7 protein-coding genes are annotated in these 10,168 nt (G+C 72.1%); 5 read left to right on the top strand and 2 right to left on the bottom strand.

The window, feature by feature from the left end; translation table 11 throughout:
• Positions 1–125: 125 nt before the first annotated feature.
• Complete coding sequence (locus ABZU52_RS21960; protein ID WP_354972857.1) at positions 126–2,276, bottom strand: tetratricopeptide repeat protein; 2,151 nt, start codon at positions 2,274–2,276, stop codon at positions 126–128.
• 281 nt (positions 2,277–2,557) lie between these two features.
• Between ABZU52_RS21960 and ABZU52_RS21955 the strand changes: the two genes are divergently transcribed.
• Positions 2,558–3,046, top strand: a complete 489-nt coding sequence (locus ABZU52_RS21955; protein ID WP_354972856.1) for a hypothetical protein — start codon at positions 2,558–2,560, stop codon at positions 3,044–3,046.
• Between the two features lie 48 nt (positions 3,047–3,094).
• Here ABZU52_RS21955 and ABZU52_RS21950 read toward each other — a convergent pair whose 3' ends face one another.
• Positions 3,095–5,413: a M28 family peptidase gene (locus ABZU52_RS21950; protein ID WP_354972859.1), complete on the bottom strand. Its 2,319-nt coding sequence runs from the start codon at positions 5,411–5,413 to the stop codon at positions 3,095–3,097.
• Positions 5,414–5,812: 399 nt separating this feature from the next.
• Between ABZU52_RS21950 and ABZU52_RS21945 the strand changes: the two genes are divergently transcribed.
• From ABZU52_RS21945 to ABZU52_RS21930, 4 genes are read left to right on the top strand one after another with little or no spacing between them, the layout of a single operon-like run.
• Positions 5,813–7,012: a fused response regulator/phosphatase gene (locus ABZU52_RS21945; protein WP_354972855.1), complete on the top strand. Its 1,200-nt coding sequence runs from the start codon at positions 5,813–5,815 to the stop codon at positions 7,010–7,012.
• Positions 7,009–8,757, top strand: coding sequence for an ATP-binding protein (locus ABZU52_RS21940; RefSeq protein WP_354972854.1), 1,749 nt, complete (start codon positions 7,009–7,011; stop codon positions 8,755–8,757). The genes ABZU52_RS21945 and ABZU52_RS21940 overlap by 4 nt, the downstream gene beginning before the upstream one ends.
• Positions 8,754–9,206 (top strand): response regulator, encoded by a 453-nt coding sequence (locus tag ABZU52_RS21935; protein ID WP_354972853.1) that lies wholly within the window; start codon positions 8,754–8,756, stop codon positions 9,204–9,206. Before ABZU52_RS21940 ends, ABZU52_RS21935 begins: the two co-directional genes overlap by 4 nt.
• The gene (locus ABZU52_RS21930; protein WP_354972852.1) at positions 9,199–10,008 is read left to right on the top strand and encodes an inositol monophosphatase; all 810 of its coding nucleotides are present in this window, start codon (positions 9,199–9,201) and stop codon (positions 10,006–10,008) included. Before ABZU52_RS21935 ends, ABZU52_RS21930 begins: the two co-directional genes overlap by 8 nt.
• The last annotated feature ends 160 nt before the right edge of the window (positions 10,009–10,168 follow it).

Below are 10,168 nucleotides of genomic sequence, written 5' to 3'. Positions count from 1 at the left end.
CCGCGCCGCACCGCCGGCCGCGCCGCACTGATCGGCCGCACCGCCGGCCGCGCCGCACTGACCGGCCGCACCGCCGGCCGCGCCGCACTGACCGGCCGCACCGCCGGCCGCGCCGCACTGGTCGTTCAGTCGCCGTTACGCAGCCGGCGCAGTGCGTGCTCCACCTGAAGGGTGTCCAGGTGGGTGTCGCCGAGGAGTCGCCGGCGGTCGGCCAGCAACTGCTCGTACACCTCGATCGCCGCGTCGACCTGCTCCTCCAGCAGCAGCACCAGGCCCAGGGTGGACCGGATGGCGAGCACCTCGCTGCGGTCGGCGTGCCGGGGTTCCACGGTGGCCAGGGTGGCCCGCAGTTCGGCCTCCGCCTCGGCGAGCCGGCCCTGCGCCTGCATGCAGCGGGCCAGCGTGTGCCGGGCCTGCCAGGTCTCCGGTTGGTTGAGCGGCCACCGCCGGTAGCGGACCTCCAGGATGGCGTGCAGCATCTCCTCGGCCTCGGGGGCCCGTTGCTGGGCGAGCACTGCCAGCGCCAGGCTGTGCCGCACGATCATGGTGTCCCAGTGTTCCGGGCCGCGCACCTGGTCCTCCGCGGCCACGATCTGCCGCAGCTCCAGCTCGGCCTCCGGCCACTGGCGCTGCGCCATGATCGCCTTGGTGAGCTTGTGCCGGCTGGCCAGGGTGTCGGCGTCGTCGCTGCCCAGCACCCGGGTGCGGTCGCGGATCACCTCGCGGAGCACCCGGTCGGCCATCTCCGGCTGGTTGCGCTCCAACCAGGTGCGCCCCAGCTCGTGGCGCAGCGCCAGCACCTGCGGCCGGTCCAGGTCGTGGTCGTACGCGGCGCAACCGCGCACGATCGGGTCGAGGATGTCGAAGGCCGAGCCGGGTAGGCCGATCGCGATGAGGTAGCGGGCGGTGAGTCGGGTCAGCTCCAGTGCTCGGCGTACCGTCTCGGGGTTGTGCTTGTGTTTCTGCGGCACGAGATATCCCCGCACGGCCTCGACCAGGTGCGGCACCAGCACGTCCCAGTTGGCCCAGTCGACGGGGTAGTCCGGGTTCTGCCCCTCGGTGGCGGCGAGCAGCAGTTTCATGACCACCGCGTAGTAGTCGGCGAGCTGATCCCGAACCTCGTCGCGGTCGCGGAACATTGCGTGCACCAGTGGGTGCAGCGACAGCACGTGCGCGAACGCCGGGTCGCTGACGTCCTCCTGGACGTCGAAGTCGACCAGAGCGAGATCGCCGATGCCCTCCAGCACCCGCACCCGCTGCCGGGCGGTCAGCCCCTTGAACAGTGGCGACTCGGCCAGGATGGCCGGCTTGAGCACCACCTCGTAGGGCACCGGGGAGATGCTCAGGCAGGCCAACACGTTGAGCAGCGGCCGGCTCTGTTGGAGCTGACGGCGGGCCAGCAGGTCCAGTGAGATGTCGTCGACCTCGCGGACGATCTCCAGGCCGAGAGACTCGTCGAGGTCGACGTCGGCGGCGTCGCGCGGCGAGCGGAACCGACGCTGCATGGCCGTCCGGTAGTCGGCGAAGGTGGTGATGGTGGATGAGCCGCGCCAGACCGGGCTGGCGTTGACCGACCGCAGGTAGTTGCCGGCGGCGCGCAGGGCAAGGGGCAGCCCGCCCAGCTCCCGGGCCAGTTCCCGGGCGTCGGCCAGCCCCCCGGCCTGGGCGCCGGCCCGGTCGATCAGCACCTGCGCGCCGGCGTCGGCGTCGAGCGGGCGCACCTGGTGCAACGTCGACCAGGTGCCCCAGGTGGCCCGGTTGCCGTCCCGGCTGGTCACGATGACCATGCCGTCGTCGGCCTCTGGGCTGCGCAGCCAGCCGGTACCGTCGGCGAGCACGCCGTCGGTGGGGCCCAGGGTGGCGGGCTCATCCGCGCTGTCGAAGATCAGCAGCCAGGGCTGCGCGGTCTGGTTGAGGTAGCGCCACACCAGGTCGGTGGCGCTGATCATCCCGGCCCAGGCCTGGTCGACCTGGGTCTCCGACGCGCCGAGTTGGCTGACCACCTCCCGCATCCCGGAGTTGAGCCGCCCGGCCTGCACCCACCACACCGTCCGGCCGTCGGCCCGGGCCCGGCGGGCGATCTCCAGCGCGACGTGGCTTTTGCCGGAACCGCCCATGCCGCACAGGATGTGCACCGAGGGCCGGCCCTCGGCGGTTTCCCCCGGCTGCACGATCTCGTTGATCAAATCGTCTCGGCCGTGCAGTGGGCTGTCGAGTCGCCCGAGTGGTGGATCGACGGAAACCCGACTCGGCCGGTCGTACGCAGGCCGAGGCACGCCGGCATCCTCGGGTGGAACGTCCGCAGTCAATGCGGGCCCCCTTCGGTGGCGAATTCGCAATGGGCCAGTGGCGAAAGATCCTGTCCGTCTGGTGGACAGTCGGAGGGATTGCCACCCGCACCATGTAGACCGCAAGGGTATCCACGGCCGTACTGGGTTGCACACTCTCCGTTTAGGTCACCCGGCTGGCCGGAATCGGTGCCGGAATTCCCAATTCGCTGTCGAATCCAGCCGATCCGCCGTGCGCGGCACTCGACAGGTGCCTCCACGATGGACGCATGAACTGGTCACCGTTCCCGGACGTGATCGATTGGGGAAACGTGCCGGACTGGTTCGGCGCAGTCGGCTCCATTGCCAGCGTGCTTTTCGTCTACCTCGGATTGCGGCGGGAAATTCGTGCCCGCCGCAACGATGACCTGCGGATCCGGGCCTCCCAGGCCCGGTTGGTCTCGGCGGTGGCCGAGATCCGCGGCACCTCGGTGCTGCGGGTCACCGTGGCCAACGAGAGTGACGCCCCGGTGCTGGACGTGGTGGTGCTGGCGCGGCTCGTCCCCTCCGACGATCCGGACAACCAGCCGGTCGCGCTCGCCCCGGCGAAACAGGTCCGTCGGATACCCGGCCGCGAGGTGCACGACCTCTTCGTCACCGTCGCGGCGGAGCACCGGCTCCGCCCGGCCGACACCGTCCTGGTGGACCTCACCTTCACCGATCACGACGGTAATCGCTGGCACCGGATCGGTGCCGGCCAACCGGAACCGGTGGGCTGACCGGAACGGTGGTCCGGCGGAAGAACGCTCCGCCGGACCACCGGGAGATCAGAGGGAATAGGTACGGGCGACCGCGAGCATTTCCGACGTGTGCGACCCGAGGACGCCGACGGCCGGCGGCCGGGGGCGGAAGCCGGGCAGCGCGTCCAACCCATCACTGGCGTCCATCACCCGCAACTCCACCGGCACTCCGCGCGGCCCCAGGACCAGCGTGACCTCGACACCCTCCGGTGGAGGAGCGTGGAAGACCACGCCGAAGCCCCAGCGGCGGCCGCCCTGCTCCGCCGACACCGGCCGGCCGGCCACCTCGGCCCTGAGCACGGTGGCGGTCGACGTGTCGACGTGCAGGGTGGCGACCCGGACCGCCCGCTGCGGGGTCAGCCGCAGTCGCAGCGTGCGCTCGCCACTCGCGGTGGCGTCGGAAATCACCTCAAGCTTCGGCGCCGGCAGGTTCGCTGCCTGCGCCGGGCCGGCCCGCAGATCGTCGCTGGTGATCCCGGGAAAGTCGTCATCGATGCGCGTGACCTCGTCCACGTAGCCGTCCGTCCACGGCTGCGGGTCGCTCTCGTGACTGAGCCAACGGGCCTGGCCGGTGCCGGCGTCCATGGCGTACATCAGATGGGTGGGCGCGGGGTGGGTGGCGTCGAAGCGGTCGACGGCCAGCCCGACCCCGGCGAGCACCACCGCCGCGACGGCGGCGGCACCGGCCGGCACCACCGAGAGCCGCCGGGCCCGCAGCGCGAGCAGGCCACGCTGGCCGCCGGCCTGCGGGTGCAGCAGGTCGACCACCGGCAGGGCGACCAGGCCGAGCAGCACCGCGACCAGTGCGGCCACCCCGCCCATGGCCATCCCTAGCGCGGGGAAGAGCAGCACCACGGTGGGCAGCAGGATGACCACACCGACGGCCGCGGCGGCCGTCACCGCCACCACCGGCCACGGTCCGGTCTGCCGGGTACGCAGTGCGACCAGCCCGCCGAGGGCGCCGGCCAGCGCCGGCAGTGTGGCGAGGTACGCCCCACCCGGCACCGCCTCGGCGAGCAGCACCCCGAGCAGGGCCAGCCAGGCCAGCCCGCCGACGGCGAGCGCGGCCGGGCCGATCCGGCGGCGGGTCAGCGCGTACCAGGTGAACAGGATGGCGGTGGCGAGCGCCAGGACGGCCAGCCGGTACCAGATCGGCCGGTACGGGTCGAGCAGCTCCGCGTACCCCGGTCGGATCGTGGTGATCGCCAGCCAGAGCAGTTGGGCGGCGACCGGCGCGGCGACGATCGGCACCAGGGTCAGCGCGAAGCCGGCGGCCAGCCGGCCGGTGCTGGCCCGGCCGCTGCGGCGGGTCAGCCAGCCCAGGGCGGCCACCCCGGCCACCGCCAGCAGGGCCAGCGGCACTGTGAGCCAGCCCGGGTAGCGGACCAGCCCACCCGGCACCGGGAAGTAGGTGGCGTCGTGCCCGGAGCGCAGGTCGGTCAGGTCGGTGCCACCGAACTCCCGGGCCAGGCCCAGCGCGTTGTCCCCGTGCTGCTGGAGGCTGCCCCGGTCCATCGCGGAAGGAGTGTCCAACGGCGTGTGGTAGATCGCCCCGCCGTCGATGTACGCCGAGTTCAGCCCGACGAACTTCTGATCGAGGAAGGCGGTGAAGTCGGTGTCGTTGGGCAGCGCGCGGTAGATCTCCACCGCGAACGAGGTGCCGACCGGGTGTGGGGCGGCCCGGCCGAAGATGTCCACCAGCTTCGCGTTGTTCCGGGACGTCTCGAACATGATCACCGGCCCGGTGGAGCCCCGTGCCTCCAGGTTGAGCACCACACCGCCGTCGGCGGCCAGCGGGTGACTGGCGGCGAACGCGGACGCCCCGCAGAGGCACGCCTCCTCGGCGTCGGTCAGCACGAAGACGATGTCGTTGCGCGGCCGTGGACCGGTGGTCAGCGCGCGGGCCACCTCCAGGATGGTCGACGTGCCGGCGGCGTCGTCGTTGCCGCCCGGCCCGGTCTGTACCGAGTCGTAGTGGGCGACCAGGAAGACCCGCCCCGTCGGGTCGGTGCCGGGCAGCCGGGCCACCACGTTGCGGACCCGGGCCACCGTCGCCCCGCCCGCCGCCCCGCTCAGCTGGCCCGCCTCCGGTGCCACCGTGTCCTGCACCTCGGTCTCCAGGCCCAGCCCCCGCAGTTGCTGCTCGAGGTGCGCGCGGACCTGTTCGTTGGCCGGGCTGCCGGCGACGTGCGATCGGGCGGCGATCACCTGGACGTCCTCGTACGCCCGGCCGGCGCTGAACGTACCCGCCGGCGCGTCCGCCGGCTTCGGGGCCGGGGTGCGCAGGTCGAGCAGGCTGCCGGCGCCGACAGCGGCCAGCGCGAGCAGCGCCGCCGCCGCGGCCACGAGGCGCCGACGCGGTCGGGTCAGCGCGCGGTCGGCAGCGGGTACGCCCGGATTCGGACGGGCCGGCTGGCCCGTCGTGGCCGGGGTGGTGGGTGCGCCCACGGGGACTCCTCGGGGGTGGTGGGGCCTGGGGTGGGATCATCCTGCCGTCCCTCGGCGCCCAGCGGCACGGCCGGTCGGTCACCGATCGGCGTCGGTCACCGATCGGCAAGGATGTACCTCGGTGGCAGTGATGCGGCCCATGCCCGCCCGCGCCGCCGGCGTCATGTTGTGTGCGACCGTTGTCTAATACAGGATCAGCAGGGCACTCGGAAGGAGCCCGACATCACCAGCGAACTCCCGCGTCTCGCGGCGGTGACCCGGCCGCACCGGGGGGCCGGCTTGGCCGGTTCCCCAGTTGTGCCGTACCCGCATGGTGGCCTGGCGCGGCACGCCAACCTGCCGCCGGGTGAGCGGTTGCGGGTGCTGCTGGTGGAGGACGACGAGGGCGACGCCTTCCTGGTCGGTGAGCTGCTCGCCGAGACGAACTCGATGATCGACCTGCTGGTCGCCACCAGCCTCCGGGAGGCGCGGCAGCGGATCAGCGACGTCGACTGCGTCCTGCTCGACCTGGGCCTGCCCGACGCGCAGGGGCTGGACGGGCTGCGCCAGGTGCTGGAGATGTCCAGCGGCGCCGCGGTCTGCGTGCTGACCGGCCGCACCGACGAGCACCTGGGCGTCGTGGCGGTCGCCGAGGGTGCCCAGGACTACCTGGTCAAGGGCCAGGTCGACGGGGTGCTGCTGACCCGGGCGCTGCGCTACGCCGTGGAGCGTAAGCGCGCCGACGAGAACGCCCGCCGGTTGCGCGAGGTCGAGCTGCGCCAGGCCGAGTCGGCCCGACTGGAACGCGGCCTGCTGCCCCAACCGCTGATGACGACCGACCAGGTGGCGGTGCACACCTTCTACCGGCCCGGCCGGCACGCCGCGTTGATCGGCGGAGACTTCTTCGACGTGGTGCAGACCCACCCGGACCGCCTCGACCTGATCGTCGGCGACGTCTGTGGGCACGGGGTGGACGAGGCCGCGCTCGGGGTCGAGCTGCGGGTGGCCTGGCGGGCCCTGGTGCTCGCCGGAGTGCCGGACGACGAGGTGCTGCCCGCCCTGGAGCAGGTGCTGATGAGCGAGCGCCGTCTCCAGGAGATCTTCGCGACGGTGGCCACCATCAGACTGCACCTGGACGCCAACCGGGCCACCGTCCGACTGGCCGGGCACCCGCCACCGCTGCTGCTCTCCGGCGGCCAGGTCGTCCCGGTGCCCGCGCCCGGCGGCCTGCTGCTGGGCGTACGACCTCGCCGGCCGATCGCCTACGACCTGGAGTTCGACACCGATGACTGGTCCCTGCTGATGTACACCGACGGCCTGATCGAGGGGCGGGTGGGCGAGGGCAACGAACGGCTCGACGTGCCGGGCCTCAGTGGGTTGCTGGACGAGCCGGACAACCGTTCGGTGTCGTTGCCGGAGCTGCCGGCCTGGCTGGTCGGGCGGGCGGAGCGGCTCAACGGTGGCCCGCTCGCCGACGACGTGGCCATGCTGCTGGTCAGCCGGGGTGGTGGCCGGTGAGCCCGGTGGTCGGCGGCTGGAGTCTGCGCCGTCGGGTCATCACCCTGCTCGCCGTCGTGGGTGTGCTGTTGATCGGCCTGGCTGCCGCGGAGGCGGCGGTCGCGGCCCGTAACCGCACCCAGATCGACGCCGTGCTCAACCAGACCGGCCCGTTGCGGGTGCAGTCGCAGGAGCTGCTCAACGCGCTGCTCGACCAGGAGACGGCGGTCCGGGGGTACGCGGTCAGCGGTGACCCGGCCGACCTGGCCCCCTACCAGGAGGGGCTGGAGAAGGAGAAGAGCGTCGTCGCCTCGATGCGGGCGCTGCTGGACGACTATCCACAGATCGGCCAGGAGCTGCGGGTCGTCGAGGAGCAGTCGGCGCAGTGGCGGCAGTCGGTGGCGGAGCCGGTGATCACCACCACCGACCAGAGCGGCACCCGCGCCGGCCAGGCGTTGGTCACCGAACGGGCCCGGCAGCAGTTCGACCAGGTGCGGTCGGCGGTGAACGATCTTCAGGGAGAGATCCTGGCCGCCCGGGAGAAGGCCGCCGCCGATGTGCGTACCAGCAGCAACGTCCTGGTCGTCCTCCTGATCATCGCCGCGCTGGTGGTGGTCGTCGCCGGGGCGCTGCTGGTGCTCTCGCTGGACCGGATGGTCATCCGGCCCCTGATCGGGCTGGCCGACCAGGTCCGCGAGGTCGCCGAGGGTGACTACCAGCACGGCATCGCCACCACCGGCCCGCCGGAGTTCATCCGGCTCGGTGAGGACGTGGACGCGATGCGGCAGAAGATCGCCGCCGACCTGGCCGAGGTCCGGGCCGCCCGCGAACGCATCGAGTGGGTCAACAGCCAGCTCCAGAAGCAGGCCGAGGAGCTGACCCGGTCCAACCGTGACCTGGAGCAGTTCGCGTACGTGGCCTCGCACGATCTGCAGGAGCCGTTGCGCAAGGTGGCCAGCTTCTGCCAGCTGCTCCAGCGCCGTTACGCGGGGCAGCTCGACGAGCGGGCCGACCAGTACATCGCCTTCGCGGTGGACGGCGCGCAACGGATGCAGCGTCTGATCAACGACCTGCTCGCGTTCTCCCGGATCGGGCGGCTCACCACCGGCTTCGTCGAGGTCGACCTCAACAAGGTGATGGGCGACGTGGCCGGCCAGACCGAGGCCGCCCGGCAGTACGCGGATGCCGAGCTGACCTGGGACGAGCTGCCGGTGATCTCGGGTGAGGAACCGCTGCTCACCAACCTGCTGGCCAACCTGGTCAGCAACTCGATCAAGTTCCGTCGCCCGGACCTGCCGTCGAAGGTGCACGTCTCGGCCCGCTTGGTGGGCGCCGAGTGGGAGATCACCTGCCAGGACAACGGCATCGGGATCGAGCCGGAGTTCGCCGACAAGATCTTTGTGATCTTCCAGCGGCTGCATTCGAAGGACGCGTACCCGGGCACCGGCATCGGGTTGGCGATCGTCAAGAAGATCGCCGAGTACCACGGTGGCCATGTCTGGGTGGACACCGACGTGCCGGAGGGCACCGCGATCCGGTTCACCCTGCCGGCGCTTCCCGAGGACGTCGAGGCGGCTGCCGCCGCCGATGCCGCGCAGCAGCCGGACGACCCGACGGTGGACGACCCGACGATGGGCGACACGACGCCCTCGACCGAGGCTCCGGCAGCGCTGACCGAGCAGGCCGGCGAGTTGGACCAGCCGGACCGGGCCGACGACGGGCCGGAAAGCGGTAGAACGGGTGACATGAGGGAGACGGTGGGATGACCGCGCCGGCGGATGGCAAGAGCCCGATCGAGGTCCTGCTCGTGGAGGACGACCCGGGTGACGTGCTGATGACCCAGGAGGCGTTCGAGGAACACAAGCTGCGCAACCGGCTGACAGTCGTCTCCGACGGCGCCGAGGCGCTCGCCTACCTGCGGCAGGAGGGCCAGTACGCCGACGCGGTGGCACCCGACCTGATCCTGCTCGACCTCAACCTGCCCCGGCGCGACGGCCGGGAGGTGCTGGAGGAGATCAAGAAGGACGAGACCCTGCGCCGGATCCCGGTGGTGGTGCTCACCACCTCACAGGCCGACGAGGACATTCTGCGCAGCTACCAGCTGCACGCCAACGCCTACGTGACCAAGCCGGTGGACTTCGAGAACTTCATCTCGGTGGTCCGTCAGATCGACGAGTTCTTCGTCAGCGTGGTCAAGCTGCCGCCTCGTGGCTGACACCCTGCTCGACGACGTCGGTGACCTGCTCCTGGAGGCCGCCGATCAGGTCGTGCTGCCGCTGTTCCGCAAGCTCGACGACGCCGACGTGTCGGAGAAGGCGCCGGGCGAGGTGGTCACCGTCGCCGACCGCCGCGCCGAAGAGTTGATCTCTGCCGGGCTGCGCCGACTGCGGCCCGGCTCGGTGGTGGTCGGCGAGGAGGGTGTCGCCGACGATCCGGGGCTGCTGCGGCACCTGCGCGACAGCGGAGACGTCTGGCTGGTCGACCCGGTCGACGGCACCGCCAACTTCGCCGCCGGTCGCCGGCCGTTCGCGCTGATGGTGTCGCTGCTGACCGACGGGCGGCCGACCGCCGGTTGGATCCTCGACCCGCTCGCCGACACTCTCGCCGCCGGCTGGGCGGACGAGGGCACCCTGCTCAACGGTCGGCCGGTGGACGGCAGCGGCTCGGTGCCACCGTTCGGTGAGCTGCGCGGCGCGGCGATGACCAAGTTCCTGCCTCCGGAGACCCGGGACCGGGTCCGGGCCGGCGGTCGGCGGCTCGGTGAGCTGCTGCCCGGCCAGCACTGCGCCGGTCGGGAGTACCTGGACATCCTCACCGGCGAGCAGCAGTTCACCCTCTTCTGGCGCACCCTGCCGTGGGACCACGCCCCCGGCTCCCTCCTGGTCCGTGCGGCCGGCGGTGTCGCCCGCCGGTTCGACGGCGTCGACTACCACCCCGCCGACGACGGCAGCGGTCTGCTCGTCGCGGCCAACGAGCAGGTCTGGGCCGAGGTGCGCGACGCTCTGCTCAGCACCTGATCCGCGCGCAGCGCGACCGGGCGCGGACGCTGCGTCGACATGGAGGCGGTCCGAGGGTCAGGGGGCTGGTCACCGGCCCGCGGTCCGGTATCGTGACCGGCGGTCTCCGCCAGCAGGCCGCCGACCGGCGTCGCCGTGCAGTGTTCATCGGGGGCCGGCG

It is taken from the genome of Micromonospora sp. NPDC005220, from assembly GCF_040607895.1.
GTDB lineage: Bacteria > Actinomycetota > Actinomycetes > Mycobacteriales > Micromonosporaceae > Micromonospora.
Note: the sequence above shows the minus strand (reverse complement) of the source record. Positions and strands in the feature narration are given on the sequence as shown.

Coding starts and splice junctions, on each gene's coding strand:
- ABZU52_RS21955 (WP_354972856.1), top strand. CDS start 2,558: ATGAACTGGTCACCGTTCCCGGACGTGATCGATTGGGGAAACGTGCCG.
- ABZU52_RS21935 (WP_354972853.1), top strand. CDS start 8,754: ATGACCGCGCCGGCGGATGGCAAGAGCCCGATCGAGGTCCTGCTCGTG.